Source organism: Pseudomonas sp. SCA2728.1_7, from assembly GCF_018138145.1.
In the GTDB taxonomy this organism is placed as follows: domain Bacteria; phylum Pseudomonadota; class Gammaproteobacteria; order Pseudomonadales; family Pseudomonadaceae; genus Aquipseudomonas; species Aquipseudomonas koreensis_A.
The window spans coordinates 959227-975280 of the sequence record NZ_CP073104.1 but is presented as its reverse complement, the minus strand read 5'-3'; the positions used below and the strand labels follow the sequence as shown (position 1 = coordinate 975280).

General features: G+C 59.7%; 10 protein-coding genes. 3 read left to right on the top strand and 7 right to left on the bottom strand.

The annotated features are described in order from the left end of the window. Window positions 1-18: 18 nt before the first annotated feature. The 3 genes from KBP52_RS04235 to KBP52_RS04225 all read right to left on the bottom strand — a co-directional run bounded on the left by KBP52_RS04235 (window position 19) and on the right by KBP52_RS04225 (window position 4375). Complete coding sequence (locus tag KBP52_RS04235; protein WP_116032646.1) at window positions 19-1689, bottom strand: ATP-binding protein; 1671 nt, start codon at window positions 1687-1689, stop codon at window positions 19-21. Continuing rightward, entirely contained in the window at window positions 1686-3188 is a 1503-nt protein-coding gene (locus tag KBP52_RS04230) for an ATPase domain-containing protein (protein ID WP_038367629.1), read from the bottom strand. The genes KBP52_RS04235 and KBP52_RS04230 overlap by 4 nt, the downstream gene beginning before the upstream one ends. A 131-nt stretch (window positions 3189-3319) precedes the next feature. Further along, on the bottom strand, window positions 3320-4375 hold the full coding sequence (locus tag KBP52_RS04225) for a tetratricopeptide repeat protein (RefSeq protein WP_077573024.1): 1056 nt from the start codon (window positions 4373-4375) through the stop codon (window positions 3320-3322). Between the two features lie 171 nt (window positions 4376-4546). Here KBP52_RS04225 and KBP52_RS04220 point away from each other — a divergent pair, with 171 nt between their 5' ends. From KBP52_RS04220 to KBP52_RS04210, 3 genes are read left to right on the top strand one after another with little or no spacing between them, the layout of a single operon-like run. Then, window positions 4547-6682, top strand: coding sequence for an FUSC family protein (locus KBP52_RS04220; RefSeq protein WP_212622162.1), 2136 nt, complete (start codon window positions 4547-4549; stop codon window positions 6680-6682). Next, window positions 6672-6872 carry a DUF1656 domain-containing protein gene (locus KBP52_RS04215; RefSeq protein ID WP_007914938.1) on the top strand — a complete coding sequence of 67 codons (201 nt, stop codon included), beginning with the start codon at window positions 6672-6674 and terminating at the stop codon, window positions 6870-6872. Before KBP52_RS04220 ends, KBP52_RS04215 begins: the two co-directional genes overlap by 11 nt. Before the next feature lie 4 nt (window positions 6873-6876). Beyond that, complete coding sequence (locus tag KBP52_RS04210) at window positions 6877-7842, top strand: HlyD family secretion protein (protein WP_212622161.1); 966 nt, start codon at window positions 6877-6879, stop codon at window positions 7840-7842. Window positions 7843-8040: 198 nt separating this feature from the next. Here KBP52_RS04210 and KBP52_RS04205 read toward each other — a convergent pair whose 3' ends face one another. From KBP52_RS04205 to KBP52_RS04190, 4 genes are all read right to left on the bottom strand, one after another. Further along, a complete protein-coding gene (locus tag KBP52_RS04205) occupies window positions 8041-9462 on the bottom strand; it encodes an efflux transporter outer membrane subunit (protein WP_116032660.1) in 1422 nt (473 codons plus the stop codon). Next, window positions 9459-12638 carry an efflux RND transporter permease subunit gene (locus KBP52_RS04200; protein WP_212622160.1) on the bottom strand — a complete coding sequence of 1060 codons (3180 nt, stop codon included), beginning with the start codon at window positions 12636-12638 and terminating at the stop codon, window positions 9459-9461. The genes KBP52_RS04205 and KBP52_RS04200 overlap by 4 nt, the downstream gene beginning before the upstream one ends. A 15-nt stretch (window positions 12639-12653) precedes the next feature. After that, complete coding sequence (gene mexE, locus KBP52_RS04195) at window positions 12654-13907, bottom strand: multidrug efflux RND transporter periplasmic adaptor subunit MexE (RefSeq protein ID WP_077573018.1); 1254 nt, start codon at window positions 13905-13907, stop codon at window positions 12654-12656. Between the two features lie 272 nt (window positions 13908-14179). Then, entirely contained in the window at window positions 14180-15919 is a 1740-nt protein-coding gene (locus tag KBP52_RS04190) for a dipeptidase (RefSeq protein ID WP_212622159.1), read from the bottom strand. Window positions 15920-16054: the final 135 nt, after the last annotated feature.

Here is a 16054-nt window from a genome sequence, read left to right as displayed (position 1 = left end):
CAGGCCGTATTCTCCCGATCAGCTTTTGATCATCTCCCGCACCTTGGCGGTCAACAGGTCAAAAGTGAACGGTTTGGTGATCATCTGCATCCCTGAATCGAGGAAGCCGCCACGTACCGCCGCGTGTTCGGCGTATCCGGTGATAAACAACACCTTCAGACCTGGCCGATATTGACGGCCGACTTCCGCCAGTTGCCGGCCGTTCATGCCCGGCAGGCCGACATCGCTGATCAGCAGATCAATGCGCTGCGTCGAGTTCAGAATCGGCACGGCGCTGTCGGCATCCCAGGCTTCGACAAAGGCATAACCCAGCTCACCAAGTACCGCGCAGACCAGCACGCGTACGGCCGGGTCATCTTCGACGATCAGCACGGTTTCGCCGTCCAGTGCATCTGGCAGTTGTTGAACATCGGGGGCAGGGCTAGCCAGTTCCTCACCGCGAAAGCGCGGCAGATAAAGCCTGACCGTGGTGCCTTCATCGATTTCGCTGTCGATCGAGACATGGCCACGGGACTGCTTGCTGAAACCGTAGATCATCGACAGACCCAGCCCCGTGCCCTGGCCGATCGGTTTGGTGGTGAAGAAAGGATCGAACGCACGGTTGATGACACTTTGCGGCATGCCGCTGCCGTTGTCGGTGACACTGAGCATCACGTAATCACCGGGTTCGAGGTTGCTGTAGGCTTCAGTGAATTCACGTTTGAGCACTTGATTGCTGGTCTCGACCACCAGTTTGCCGCCGTCGGGCATGGCGTCGCGGGCATTGATCACCAGGTTGAGCAGGGCGCTTTCCAGTTGATTGGGATCGGCCTCGGCCACCCATAATTTGTCGTTGAGGCGCATGTCCAGTTGAATGCTTTCGTTGAGGCTGCGTTGCAGCAACTCACCCATGGACAGCACCAGCGTGTTCATCTGCACGGCTTTGGAGTCGAGCGACTGGCGGCGTGAAAACGCCAGCAAACGATGGGTCAGACCGGCAGCGCGGTTGGCCGAGGTCACCCCTAGATCAATCAGACTGTCGAGGTCATCCGTGCGCCCACGGGCCAGACGTCGACGCAGCAACTCAAGGCTGCCGATGATGCCGGTGAGCATGTTGTTGAAGTCGTGGGCGATGCCGCCGGTGAGTTGGCCGACCGCTTCCATTTTCTGCGACTGACGCAGTGCTTCTTCGTTGTGGCGCAGTTGCGCGGTACGCTCCTCGACTTGTTGCTCAAGGGTTTCCAAGGTCGATTGCAGGCGCCGTTCGCTTTCGCTCAAGTCGATCAGCCGGTCGCGGGCCTCGTACTGTCGTCGTCGGCCGCGCAGTGCGGCCGAGACCATACTGACCAGTGTCGCCGGATGAAACGGTCGCTCAAGAAATGTCACGTTGCCCAGCAGATCGCTCAGGCGCGAGGAGGGGCCTTGTTCCTGGCCGCCGTGATGGGTCAACAGCACAATCGGCAGATCCGACCACGCAGGTTGCTGTTCCAGATGCCGGAACAGCACTTCCAGTTCCGGCCCGCGCAAGGCTTCCGCGGCGACCAGCACCAGACCGGCGCCTTGCTCGAGCTCCGTGCACAGCGACCCCAGATCGGGCGTGACGACTCCGCCGTAGCCGGCCTCTTTGAGGATCATCAGCGCAATCTGGCTGTCGCGACCCACGGGCGCCAGAATCAGCGCCCGTTCGGCCAGCGGCACTTGAACCGTCACAAGTGCTCTTCCTGCAACAGCGGGTTACTCGCGCCGAGGTAGGTGGGGACGCCACGCAGTACGCCCTGAAAGGCTTCCAGTGGTTCACCGATGGTCATGCCTTGGGTGGAAATGCGGTATTCACGAATGGTCGATTCGTGGCTGCCGGTGCGTTTCTTGATGATCGAGATCGCGCGGCGGACTTTGCCCAGTGCTTCGAAGTAGCGCAACAGAATCACCGTGTCAGCCAGATAAGTAATGTCGACCGGCGCTTGCATGTCGCCAACCAGACCATGTTGGGCAACGGTCATGAAGGTCGCCGCACCTTTGCGGTTCAGGTACAGCAACAGTTCGTGCATGTGTAGCACCAGCGCGTTTTCTTCCGGCATTGCCGCCTGATAGCCGTTGATGCTGTCGATGACCACGGTTTTGATTTGACCTTCATCGACGCAGCGCCGCACGCGATGAGAGAACTCGCCCGGCGACAGTTCGGCGGCGTCGACCTGTTCGATCAACAGATTACCGGTGGCTTGCAGCGCCTTGAGGTCGATGCCGATGTTTTTCATGCGTTCGAACAGCAGGCCGAGTTCTTCATCGAAGATAAACAGCGCGGCTTTTTCCCCGCGTAGTACCGCAGCGGCGGCGAAGATCATCGAGATCAGCGATTTACCGGTACCGGCAGGGCCGAGAATCAGCGTACTGGAGCCGGTTTCGATGCCGCCGCCGAGCAGGGCGTCCATTTCCGGGATGCCGCTGGACAGCTGCAAACGCGCATAGTCGCCGCGATGTTCAGCCGCCACCAGCCGTGGGAACACATGCACGCCATCGCCCATGATGGTGAAGTCATGGAAACCACCGCGATACTTCTGGCCACGGTACTTGACCACCCGCACGCGTCGGCGCTCGGCGCCGTAGTTGGGTGTCAGTTCTTCAAGACGAATCACCCCGTGGGCCACGCTGTGCACGGTTTTGTCGAGGGACTCGGTGGTCAGGTCGTCGAGCAGCAGTACGGTGGCGTTATAACGCACGAAGTAATGCTTGATCGCCAGAATCTGTCGGCGATAACGCAACGAACTCTGCGCCAGCAAACGGATCTCGGACAAGCTGTCGAGCACCACACGCGTAGGTTTGAAGCGTTCGACCGCTTCGAAAATCTGCTTGGTGGCTTCGCCCAGTTCCAGGTCGGAGGAGTACAGCAGGCTCTGCTGGTGTTCAGCATTGAGCAGGCTTTCCGGGGGCGTCAGCTCGAAGATCTTGATGTTGTCATCCAGCGTCCAACCGTGGGACAACGCCCCTTGCCTTAATTCGCGCTCGGTTTCCGAGAGCGTGATGTACAACGAGCGCTCGCCGGCTTTCGCGCCGGCCAAGAGAAAATGCAAAGCGACCGTGGTTTTGCCGGTACCGGGTTCACCCTCCAGCAAAAAAACATGACCGCGAGACAGACCACCGGCGAGGATGTCATCCAGACCCACAATGCCGGTAGCGGCTTTCGCACTGATCAACTCGTTAGAAGTAGACAAAAAATGCCCTCTCATGACTAAGGGAAGCGAGGCCGCCAACTTATCGAGCGGTCTGAATAACTTGACCTTGCGCCGTGATGGCAGTTCCGAAATTCCTTGCCAAATGTGTCGATTGAACGGTCAAAAGTGGCTCAGAGACCCTGCTGCAAGGCCGGATCATCCGGGTTGAGCTGTTCCAGCTGCGCCAACAGAATCTGCACGTTCTGCAATTGGCCGCTCTCTTTCCAGTAGTTGATCAGCAACACCCGCGCCTTGCGGTCAGCGGGGTGACGCTGAACGATTTCCTGCAACTGGTTTTGCGCCGCTTCCAGTTCTTCGGCGCTGTGCAGGGTGGTGGCGAGGTCGTAGCGATAATCCTTGTTGTCGGGTTCCAGCTCGACGGCTTTGGACAAACCGAGCAGGGCGTATTCGCGCTGATCGTGATGCAACAGCCAGAGACCCAAGGCATGTTGCAGGTAAGCAGAATCGGGTTGTGCTTTGAGCTGCTTGACCAGCAGTTGCCGGGCGGCGTCGGTCTGGCCCTGGCGATCGAGAACATCGATCTGCATCACCAGCGCCTGCAGATTGCCGGGTTCCAGGCGCAGGGTATTGTCGAGCGCGACCTGTGCCTCTTTCAGCTCGGCGTTATGGATATGCAGTCGGGCCAGTTGCGCGTAGTTCGTGGCGCTTTCCGGCTGCGCCTTGAGCGTTTGTTCCCAGCCGTCGATCGCTTGTTGCAACGGCGCGAAATACAGACCCAGTTCATCCGGCGTCAAGCCGAGCAGGGCGTTGATCGCGGCAAAGCGCACGGTTTGGTCGTCATCCTCGAGCATCGGCCCGAGCAACAGGCTGCGTTGCCCGCCCGGCACCAGGCCCACCACGCTTTTGATCGCCGCCAGCCGCACGGCGGCGGCTTCGTTCTGCAGGTCGGTGTCGGCCAGTTTCAACGCCTGTGGACTCGGGTAGTTAGGCAGCTCGCCATGCAGCCACACGCGGCGTTTGACCGAAATGTCCGGGCGGCCCAGTTGCTGATACAACTGACGCGCCGCGCCCGGTTGACCCTTGCGGGCAGCATCGAGCGCTTCGCTATAACCGTGCTTGATTGCATCGGGTATGACCGGGACGGTGCTGCGCACCGACAGCCAGGCCACGACGACGACAAGCACAAGGCCCAGGCTGATAAGCAGGTAGCGGCGAGACTGAGGCATGCAGGTTTCCGAAACAGGCGTACTTGAGCAGAGCGGCAAGCTTCGGTCAGGTCGGGCCACGAGTCAAACCCTGTGGATGCGAATCGCCCTACAAGCTGCGTCGACTCAGTTACCCGTCAGGCTTTCGATGCAGTGTCTACGCTTGCAGAAGTCGTTTCGATGAGTGTGCCCATGCAAGCCCTGTTCAATTATTTCCGAGCCGTGATCCACCCCGGTCAGGCCGCCTTGCTGTTTGCCCTGCGAACCATCGTGGCGGGCTTGCTGACGCTGTACCTGGCGTTCTTGTTCGATCTCGATCAGCCGAAGTGGTCGATCATGGCAGTGGTCATTGTCAGCCAGCCGTTGGCCGGGATGGCGCTGGCACGCAGCTTCGGTCAGGTGATCGGCACGACCCTCGGGGCGGCGGTGGCGGTATTGATCATGGCGATCTTTCCTCAGGCACCGCTGCCATTCATTACCACCCTGGCCCTGTGGCTGGCGCTGTGCACCGCCGGCGGCACGCTACTGCGCTACACCAGCTCGCAAGCCTTTGTGCTCAGTGGTTATACCGCTGTAGTCGTGGCGTTGCTGGCGATTCCGGATCAGGATGGCACCTTTTTACTGGCGGTTACCCGCGTCACCGAAACCTTGCTGGCCGTGGCCTGCGTATGCGTAGTCAGCCTGTTGACGGCACGCCCGCAAGCGGTGGCCAAGGGATATTTCGCCAAAGTCGATCAAGTCATCAAACTGGCCGCCAGTCACGCTGCGGCGGTCCTTCGCACGGAAGAAAGCGAGGCCGATTTCCAGCGTCGGCAAATGCAATTGCTCGGTGAGATCAGTGCCCTCGAAGGCCTGCGCCGGCACTTGTATTTCGATGCACCACGATTACGCAGCGCCAACCATCTGGTACTGCTGTTGGGCAACCAGCTGATGTTGTTGACCTCGCGATTGACCGCGCTACGCCATCAGCGCGAACTGCTCACCGAGCGCTGGGAAGGTGATCTGCCATTGGACATCCAGCGCCTGCGTGCGGACGAACTGGCGCTTCTTGATCAGTTGGCCGAGCAGGGGCGATCGCTGCCCGAGCCCACACGTCACCGGTTTATCACGCTGCAGCAACAGTTCGAGGCGCTGGCTTATCAGGCCGAACAACTGACTGAAGACATGAGCGCCACGTTGCGTTCACTGGCCTGGGCGTTGCGCTGGGAGCAGGCGCGGCTGTTGCAGCAACTGGAACAGATCCTCGAATTGAGCGATGCCATCCAGGAAGGGCGCGAGGCCAGTTGCCTCTATCGCGGTCAGGTCAGCCCGCTGCATCTGGATTTCACCCTGGCGTCGATGAACGCGATTCGTGCCTTCACCGCGTTGCTGGTGGCCGGGTTGATCTGGATCGAAACCGCTTGGGACGGCGCACGGGGCGGGATGATTCTGGTGGGAATTCTCTGTTCGCTGATGGCGACGTTTCCGCGTCCCCTCATGGCCGCACAGAGTTATGCCCGAGGCTTGGGGCTGGCGCTGGTGGTCTCGGCGCTCTATCAATTCATGCTGGTGCCGGCGATCAGTGATTTCGAGCTGTTGGCATTGCTGCTGGCGCCGCTGCTGTATGTGATCGCAATCGGTCTGGCCAGTCCGGCGACGGCGGGCATCGGCATGGGGTTGGGGTTGTCGAGTTTCCTCATGCTCGGCCCGCAGAATGTCGGGACCGGGCAGAACACCGCGATTCAATGGTTCGAATTTGCCGGAGCCTACGTCAGTGCGGCCATGCTTGCCCTGATCGTTTACGCGTGGATTTTCCCGTTTCGCCCGGCGTGGCGCCTTCGCCGCTTGTACAACGAAGCGCGCGAGCAGGTGTATGCACTGAGCAAAACCCCGGCGACCGATGAACAACAGTTTGCCTTTGAAAGCCGCATGGTCGATCGCCTGACCAGCATGCTCGGCCTGCTGCCAGCGGTGAACAACCGGGCCATGCAGCAACTCTATGAAATCAGCCTCGCTTGCGTGGCACTCGGTGTGGCAATGCACCAGTTGCGGCAGCAGGCGCAAAACAATGCGCTGCTGACGGACGCCTTCATTCAGCGTCTGGCATCGGCCGTGCGCAAGACCGGGCGCTTTGTCGCCGGGCGGCAGGATGTCGAACTGGCGCCATTGATGACCACGCTGCATACATTGGGCGATGAACTGGATGAACTGCACGTCGCCAGCCATGAGCATGTCTGGTCGCTGTTTCGTATGCGTGTGGCCCTGTTGATCGTCGTGTCATTTCTACAACGCCACGGTGACGCTATCCAGCACTCTGTTCCGGAAGGAGAAGCAGCCCTTGCCCATTGATTTCGAGATTGGCGGTGTCTACCTGCCGCCCATTGCCCAGGCGTTGCTGTTGGCCATACCGATATTCATGCTGCTCGACTGGGGGTTACGGCGTCTGGGTGTGCTGCGTCTGGTCTGGCATGAAGCGCTGTTCGAAGGCGCTTTGTATGCCTGCGTCTGTGCCACGCTGATTTTGCTGATGGGAGCCTGATGCCTTGAAAGTGTTATTCACGCGATTGATCACGTTGGCAGTGGTGCTGTTGGCGATCGTCCTCGGCTGGTTTGCCTGGGAGCATTACACCCGCGCGCCGTGGACTCGCGATGCGCGGGTCAGAGCCGATGTGGTGACGCTGTCGGCGGATGTCTCCGGGCGTATTGTCAGTCTGGCCGTGCAGGACAACCAGCATGTCGACAAGGGTCAATTGTTGATGGAGATCGACCCGGCGCGCTACCGCCTCGCGGTGGAACACTCGCGCCGTGAGGTGGAAGTCGCAAAGGCAACGCTGGGTCAGTCGCAAGCGGCAATTGTAGCCAGTGAGGCCTTGCTCAAGCAGCGGCAAAGCGAAGAACGCCGGCGGCGTACGCTCAAGCAGGGTTTTGCGATTTCCGGGGAAGAGTGGGAAAAATCCAGTACCGATGTCGCGGTGGCCCAGGCGGATCTTCTACGCAATCAGGCCAATCTCGGTCTGGCCGAGGCCAACGTGCAGTTGGCGATTGCCGCGCTGACCCAAGCCGAACTGGACTTGCAGCGCACCCGCGTCGAGTCCCCTGTGAGCGGTTATGTCACCAACCTGCTGACCCGTGAAGGTGACTACGCGGTGAGCGGTGGGGCTTTATTGGCACTGGTCGACAGTGACTCGTTCTACATCAGCGGCTATTTCGAAGAAACCAAATTACCGCGGATTACAGAGGGTGATCGGGTACGGGTTCAATTGATGAGCGGGGAGACTTTCGGCGGTACGGTGCAGAGCATTGCCTTTGCCATTGCCGACCGGGAAAACGCGCCGGGCAGCCGGCTGCTGGCCAACATCAACCCGAGCTACACCTGGGTAAAACTGGCACAGCGGGTGCCGGTGCGGATCGACATTGATGGCGACTATGCCGGCAAGAACCGCCTGCGTGCGGGCACCACAGCGACCGTCACCGTGCTGGAAGACACCCAATCCAAAGAACACCGTTAACCCCTGTGGGAGCGAGCCTGCTCGCGAATGCGTTGGATCAGCCCCAATGGTGTCGCCTGACACACCGCATTCGCGAGCAGGCTCGCTCCCACTAGATTTCATTGATCAAAAATGAAAAAAAAGCCCCGCGACCGAATGATACGCGGGGCAAAAAATTTGGTTGGTTGCGGCCAACCAAAGGAGCTCTTTAACAATCGATTACTTGCTGGCAACAGTCTCCGGTTGCCAGCCGCCGCCAAGGGCCTTGTAGATCGCGACGATGCCGCGATACAGGTCGACTTCAGCCTGGGCCTGACTGTCTTCGGCGTTCAACCGTTCGCGCTGCGCGTCGAGCAACACAAGGAAGTCGGTCGTGCCTTCGCGATAGCGGATTTCAGCGAGGTCGGCAGCCTTGCGGCTTGATTCGCTCTGACGTATCAGCGAGATCAGGCGTTGCTGACGTTTGCCGTAATCGCTGAAGGCGTTTTCCGACTCTTCCAGGGCCAGCAGCACTTGTTGCTCGTAAGTCGCCAGTGCGCCTTCGGCTTCAGCATCGGCGCCACGCAAACGGGCGCGTACGCTGCCAAGGTCGAACGCTGCCCATGTAATGCTCGGGCCGAGTGCCCAGGCGTTGGCCGCCGAGGAACCGATCTGCGAACCACGCCCGGCCGTCCAGCCGAGGAAGCCGCTGAGGCTGACCCGTGGGAACAGATCGGCTTTCGCCACGCCAATGCGCGCCGTGGCCGAAGCCAGATTGCGCTCAGCGCTGAGAATGTCCGGACGACGCTGCAGCAGTTCACCCGGATCACCGATTGGCAGGGCCTTGGCAATCGCTGGCAGGTCTTTTGGACTCAGATCGACGGTCAGTTTGTCCGGACGCTCGCCCAAGAGGGTAGCGATACGGTTTTTCTGCCGAACCTGTTCTGCCTGCAATTGCGGCACGCTGGCTTCGACCGAAGCCAGACGTGCATCGGCACGTTCGACGTCGAGCTGATCACCGACACCGGCGTCACGCAGGCTGATGGTGATCTTGCGCGATTCCTGCTGGTTGTTCAGGTTGGCCACGGCGATCTTTTCGCGCAGCTGAGCGCCACGCAGTTGACCGTAAGCGTCGACCAGTTCGGCAATCATGGTGACTTGCAGTTGATACAGATCGGCTTCGGCCGCTTGCTGGTCAGCGTCGCTGGCTTCCAGATTGCGCTGGATGCGGCCAAACAGGTCCAGTTCCCAGGCCATGTCCAGACCGAGGTCATAGCGTTCGCTATTGACCCGGTTGGTGGTCTGGCCAGGGATTTGTCCCTTGGCCAAGTCACTGCTGGCGCGGCTGGTGATGGTCGGCATCGCATCGTTGCTGGCGTCGTCGCGGATCGCCCGGGCGGCTTTCCAGCGGGCGAACGCCACGCGCAGTTCACGGTTGCCTTGCAGCGATTGGGTCACCAACTGGTTGAGGGTCGGATCATCGAATTGCTGCCACCAGATGCCTTCGAATTTCGAACGGTCGAAGTTCTTTTGCCCGGCGGCGCCGTCGGTGACGGCCGTGATATTGGCCGCCTCCGTGGCTGGGGTCTTGTAGTCGGGGCCGACAGCGCAGGCGCTGAGGGCCAGCACCAGCAGACTCGGCAGGAAGACTTTCAGACTCATTGTTGCGCCTCCAGTTTCAGAGCTTTGGCCGCTTTGCGGGCTTCGCCGCGTTCGACAAAGTTACGGATCAGTACGTAGAACACTGGTGTCAGCAACAGACCGAAGAAGGTCACCCCGAGCATCCCGGAGAACACCGCCACACCCATGGCGTGACGCATCTCGGCACCGGCACCGCTGGAGAACACCAGTGGCACCACACCCATGATGAACGCGAAGGAGGTCATCAGGATCGGCCGCAGACGCAGACGGCAAGCTTCGAGAACCGCAGCGAGCGGGTCGAGGCCTTCTTCCTGTTTGTCCTTGGCGAATTCGACGATCAGAATCGCGTTCTTACAGGCAAGTCCCACCAGTACGATCAAGCCAATCTGGGTGAAGATGTTGTTGTCACCGCCCGAGATGATCACACCGGTGATGGCCGACAGCAGGGTCATCGGTACGATCAGGATCACCGCCAGTGGCAGGCTCCAGCTTTCGTATTGAGCGGCCAGCACGAGGAACGCCAGCAATACGCAGAGCGGGAACACGAACAGCGCGGTGTTGCCGGACAGAATCTGCTGGTAGGTCAGGTCGGTCCACTCGTAGGTCATGCCGTTCGGCAGTTCATCCTTCAACAGTTTCTCGATGGCTTTTTCCGCCTGGCCGGAGCTGTAACCGGGAGCAGCCGCGCCGTTGATTTCTGCGGTGATGAAGCCGTTGTAGTGCATCACGCGATCCGGGCCCGAGGTGTCGCTGACCTTGATGAAGGTCGCCAGCGGGATCATTTCGCCTTTGTTGTTGCGTACTTTCAGCTGGCCGATCTGGTCGGATTCGAGGCGGAACTGTTGCTCGGCCTGAACGTTGACCTGATAGGTGCGCCCGAAGCGGTTGAAGTCGTTGGCATACAACGAACCCAGGTAGATCTGCAGGGTGTCGAAGATGTCGCTGACGGCCACGCCGTGGGTCTTGGCTTTTTCACGGTCGATGGCGGCATCGACTTGCGGCACGTTCACGGTGTAACTGGTGAACAGCCCGGCCAGTTCCGGCACGCTGTGGCTCTTGTTGATTATGTTCATGGTTTCTTTGTACAGCTCGTCGTAGCCCAGGTTGCCCCGGTCTTCGATTTGCAGGCGGAAACCACCAATGGTGCCCAGACCTTGTACCGGCGGTGGCGGGAAGATCGCCATGTACGCCTCTTGAATGTTCGCGTACTGGCCGTTCAAGGCACCGGCGATTGCGCCGGCGGACATGCTCGGGTCTTTACGTTCGTCGAACGGTTTCAGGGTCACGAAGACGATGCCGGCGTTCGGGCTGTTGGTGAAGCCGTTGATCGACAGACCCGGGAACGCTACGGCGCTTTCCACGCCTGGCTGTTTCAGTGCCAGGTCGGACATGCGCTTGATCACTTCTTCGGTGCGATCCAGGCTCGAAGCGTCCGGCAGTTGTGCGAAAGCTACCAGGTACTGCTTGTCCTGGCCGGGGACGAAACCGGTCGGCGTGCTGGAGAAACCGAAGAAGGTCAGCACCATCAGACCGGCGTAGAGCAGAAGGGCGATGCCGCTGCTGCGGATAACCCGGCCCACCGTACCGACGTAGCCATGGCTGGCGCGGTCAAAGAAGCGGTTGAACGGACGGAACAGCCAGCCACCGAAGATCTTGTCGAGTGCCTTGGAGAAGCGGTCTTTCGGTGCGTCATGGCTTTTCAGCAATACAGCGGCCAGCGCTGGCGACAGGGTCAGCGAGTTGAACGCCGAGATCACGGTCGAGATGGCGATGGTCAGTGCAAACTGTTTGTAGAACTGCCCGGTGAGACCGGAGATGAACGCTGCCGGAATGAACACCGCACATAGCACCAGAGCCGTGGCAACGATCGGACCGGTTACTTCACGCATCGCCCGTTTGGTGGCTTCGACCGGTGTCAGTCCGAGTTCAATGTTCCGTTCGACGTTCTCCACCACCACGATGGCGTCGTCCACCACGATACCGATGGCCAGCACCAATCCGAACAAGGACAGCGCGTTGAGCGAGAAGCCGAACAGGTGCATCACCGCAAACGTACCGATCAGCGATACCGGCACCGCCACCAACGGAATGATCGAGGCGCGCCAGGTTTGCAGGAACAGGATCACCACCAGTACCACGAGGATCAGTGCTTCGAAGAGGGTGTGTACCACCGCTTCGATCGAACCGCGCACGAAGATCGTCGGGTCATAGACGATGCTGTAATCCATGCCTTGCGGGAAGCCTTTCTTCAACTCGTCCATTTTCGCCCGAACGTCGTTCGAGATGTCGATGGCATTGGAGCCTGGACGCTGAAAGATCGGGATGGCTACGGCCGGCTGGTTGTCCAGCAACGAACGCAGCGCATATTGGCTGGAGCCCAGTTCAACGCGAGCGATGTCCTTGAGGCGAGTGATTTCACCGTCGTCGCCTGCACGAATGATGATGTTCTCGAACTCTTCTTCTGAGACCAGACGACCCTGTGTGTTGACCGACAGCTGGAAGCTCTGGGCATTCGGGGCAGGGGGCGCACCCAACTGACCGGCAGCCACCTGGCGGTTTTGCTCACGAATCGCGGTGACCACATCGGTCGCGGTCAGATTGCGCGAAGCGGTCTTGTTTGGATCGAGCCAGACCCGCAGCGAGTAATCGCCCATACCAAACAACTGCACATCACCAACACCGTTCAGACGAGCGAGCTCATCCTTGATGTTGAGGATTGCGTAGTTGGACAGGTAGAGCATGTCGTAGCGCTTGTCCGGGGAGGTCAAGTGCACAACCATGGTCAGGTCGGGCGAAGCCTTGTCGACGGTGATACCGATGCGCGTCACTTCCTCGGGAAGCTTCGGCTCGGTTCGGGTCACCCGGTTTTGCACCTGCACCTGCGCATTGTCCAGGTCAGTGCCCAGGGCGAAGGTGATGGTCAGGGTGATCTTGCCGTCAGCGGTCGACTGCGAGGACATGTACAGCATGTTCTCGACACCGGTGATGGCCTGCTCCAGCGGAGCGGCCACGGTTTCACCGATGACTTTAGGGTTGGCGCCTGGGAAGTTGGCACGTACCACCACGGTTGGCGGCACGACTTCCGGGTATTCGCTGATCGGTAGCTGGAACAGCGAGATCGCACCGGCGATCAGGATCAACAGCGACAGCACCGCTGCGAAGATCGGCCGTGAAATGAAGAATTGGGAAAAATTCATCGGAGTTGTCGTCCCTTAACCGCGTGGGGTCGTAGCAGCCAGCTTCACAACCGAACCGGACGCGCCTTTGGCAGGGGCGACTTTGGGCAGGTTGCTGGCTTCCAGCGCTTGACGTTGTTGAGCGAGTGCCGCGATGGTCTGTTCGCTGGCCATCGGCACCACTTCAGGCGTGACCGGGGAGCCAGGACGAACCCGTTGCAGACCCTTGACGATGATCGTGTCGTCCTTGTTCAGGCCATTACGAACGATGCGCAGGCCTTCGATTTTCGGACCCAGTTCAACGGCGCGGTACGCGGTTTTGTTGTCCGCATCCATCACCAGTACGAACTTCTTGCCGAGATCGGTACCGACGGCTTCGTCGTTGATCAGCATGGCGTTGTAGGTGCCGCTGCCGACCAGCTTCAGGCGTGCGTAGAGGCCCGGGGTGTAAGTGCCATCGCTGTTATCGAACACCGCACGACCACGGATGGTGCCGGTTTTCGGGTTGACCTGGTTGTCGACGAAGTTCATCTGGCCGAGGTGCGGGTTGCCGTCTTCATTGGACAGGCCCATGTACACCGGAGTGGTCGCGCCGCGCTGGCCGTTACGGGCAAGTTGGGTGTATTTGAGAAACACCCGCTCATCGGCGTCGAAGTAGGCGTAGACGCGGTCAGTGGAAACCACACTGGTCAATGGCGTGGTGTCGGCGGTCACCAGGTTGCCGGCGGTGATCTCGGCACGGCTGACGCGGCCACTGATCGGCGCGGTTACGCGGGTGAAGCTGAGGTTCAGTTTGGCCAGGTCCAGTTGCGCTTGCAGGGCACCGACGGCGGCGCGGGCTTCTTGGGCAGCGCTGGTACGCGAGTCGGCCAGTTCGGCGGAAATGGCGTTGCTGGCGCGCAGACGTTCACCACGACCGGCTTCGTTTTCACTGCGGGTGGCGTTGGCGCGGGATTGAGCTACGAGTGCTTCGAGGCGGCGAACCTCGGCTTGAAACGGACGCGGGTCGATCTGGAACAGCAGGTCGCCTTTTTTGACCAGTGCGCCTTCAGTGAACGCGACGTCATCGATCTGGCCGGAGACCCGTGGACGGATTTCAACGGTTTCCGGCGCTTCGAGGCGCCCGGTGAATTCGTCCCACTCGTTGACCGGTTGTTCCAGCACCTTGGCCACGCTGACTTTCGCAGCGGGCATAGTGGCGGCAGTCTCCGGAGTCTTGCCGCAGGCGCTCATCACCAGTACGGCCAACATGGCCAACGGGAAGCGCAAATGTTTGAGTGACTGTTCCATGGATGCATCCGCCAATGTATTGAAGATGGGCGGATGATGCTCGGCGGGGTGTGATGGCACGAATCGAATGAAGCAAAGGTAACTATCATTCGGAATGATATAAGACTCGAACTAGCCCTCTAGCATGCACCTTTCGTTAGGTGGCTATCAATCTCTTTGAGGGCAACTCTGTGTTGCCCAGTGTGCAAAAGTCTGGGGCGAGGCTGCGCGGCAAGGATTATGCGCGGATTAAAAATGCCGAACCCGCCATGGCGGCGGGTTCGACAATGCGGTCAGAGTTTCGGCAACTGGCCGATGCGGCCGATCATTTCGGTCACGATCTGCAGGTCCAGCTGGAATTGCTCCACGGTCTTGAACTCGCCATCGGTGTGACCGGTGTACTTCACGTTCGGCATGGCCAGACCGAATTGCACGCCGTTCGGCAACTCATGCACCGAGGTGGCGCCGGCGGAGGTGCCGAACTCGTGTTTCATACCGAGGTTTTCTGTCGAAACCGCCAACAATGCCTTGACCCATTCGCCCTCAGGATTGCGGTACATAGGCTCGGCGATCGAATAGTCGAAGGCTACGGTTACGTGGCTTTTCTTGCTCCAGGCAGCCAGTTTCTCAGCGATTTCAGTCTTGAGTTTCTCCGGCGACTTGCCCTTCGGCACGCGCAGGTTGACCGCGAGTTTGAAGGCCTTTTCGTCCATGCCGACGTAGGTCGGCGACGTTGTCAGCGGCCCCATGAAGGCATCGGAGAAACCGACATTCAGCTTGTTGCCCAGGTAATCCAGACCCCAATTGTCGGCAGCGTAACGTGCGGCATCGGTGATGTGGTTGTGCTTGAACGCGACTTTGCCATCAAGGCTATTGATAAAGACCAGCATGCGCGCGACCGGGTTGACCCCGGATTCGGGCTCGGAGGAGTGCGCAGATACGCCAGTCACGGTCAGTTTGACGTCTTTGCCGTCGACCTTGGCGCTCACCTGGAAATCGCCGCCGTTGTGCTTGGCAAACGCGTCACCGGCCTTTTGCAGGCTGGCAGCCAGTTCCGCAGGCGTGTCGGTTACCAGCGTGGCGACCGACGCCGATGGAATCTGGTTGGTCGCCAGGCCACCGGTCATCGAGATGATTTCCGCACCTTTGCCTTCACCTTTGCGCTTGGCAAAGTCGGCCATGACGGTGCCGTAGCCTTTCTCGGCAATCACCACCGGGTAACCACCATCCAGCGCGAGGTTGTAGTTCGGCGTCGGATTGCGTTCGAAGTAGTAAGGGATCGCGTCGCCCGTGGTTTCTTCGGTGGTGTCGACCAGCAACTTGAAGTTGCGCACCAGCGGCAGCTTTTCTTCCTTGATGACTTTCATGGCATACAGCGTAACCACGATACCGTTCTTGTCATCCTCGGTGCCGCGACCGTACATGCGATCGCCGATCAGGGTGATCTTGAACGGGTCGAGGCGGGTGCCATCTTTGAGCACCCAGTTTTCCGGCGTTACCGGCACCACATCGGCATGCGCATGAATGCCAACCACTTCATCGCCGCTGCCGTCGAGAGAGATCTCGTAGACGCGGTTGTCGATGTTGCGGAATTTCAGATTGAACGACTCGGCAAGGCTCTGAATCTTCGCCGCGATCTTGGTGAATTCCGGGTTTTCATGCTGTTCGACACCGTCCTTGCGAAAGGTCGGGATCTCGACCAGTTCGCGCAGGGTTTCGGTGGCGGCGGCGCTGTATTTCGCGCGCGTGTAGAGACCCAGCAGACGATAGATTTCGTTCTGCTGCTCGGCGGTCAGGGTCTTGTTATCAAGGTACGCACCAATCGCCGGGCCGATGTCGGCGGTTTTCGCCAGATCGCTCTTGCCCAGGCTGCCAAGGAACTGGCGGAAGTCCGTGGCTTTGTCGGCGCTGTAGGTCTTGAGAATTTCAGCGCTCTGCTGCGTGGTGATATTGGCTTGCGCGGGCGCGGTGAATACGGCAAGACCGGCCAGCATTAAAGTGGTGGCAGCCAGTTTTTTGAAAGGGACATTCATTACGAAGGGCATTCCTTTGCAGGGCAGTGAGTTAGGCGTGCCTCAACGCTGAGACACATACACTTACAAACTAACACCGTGCCAGAGCCTTGCGGGAGTCCTGAAAGGGGATGTGTCGCACAAAAACGCAAAAGA

Bases quoted from the DNA above. Each gene is read 5' to 3' on its own strand.
- KBP52_RS04225 (WP_077573024.1), bottom strand. From the start codon at position 4,375: ATGCCTCAGTCTCGCCGCTACCTGCTTATCAGCCTGGGCCTTGTGCTT.
- mexE (WP_077573018.1), bottom strand. From the start codon at position 13,907: ATGGAACAGTCACTCAAACATTTGCGCTTCCCGTTGGCCATGTTGGCC.
- KBP52_RS04205 (WP_116032660.1), bottom strand. From the start codon at position 9,462: ATGAGTCTGAAAGTCTTCCTGCCGAGTCTGCTGGTGCTGGCCCTCAGC.
- KBP52_RS04190 (WP_212622159.1), bottom strand. From the start codon at position 15,919: ATGAATGTCCCTTTCAAAAAACTGGCTGCCACCACTTTAATGCTGGCC.
- KBP52_RS04220 (WP_212622162.1), top strand. From the start codon at position 4,547: ATGCAAGCCCTGTTCAATTATTTCCGAGCCGTGATCCACCCCGGTCAG.
- KBP52_RS04200 (WP_212622160.1), bottom strand. From the start codon at position 12,638: ATGAATTTTTCCCAATTCTTCATTTCACGGCCGATCTTCGCAGCGGTG.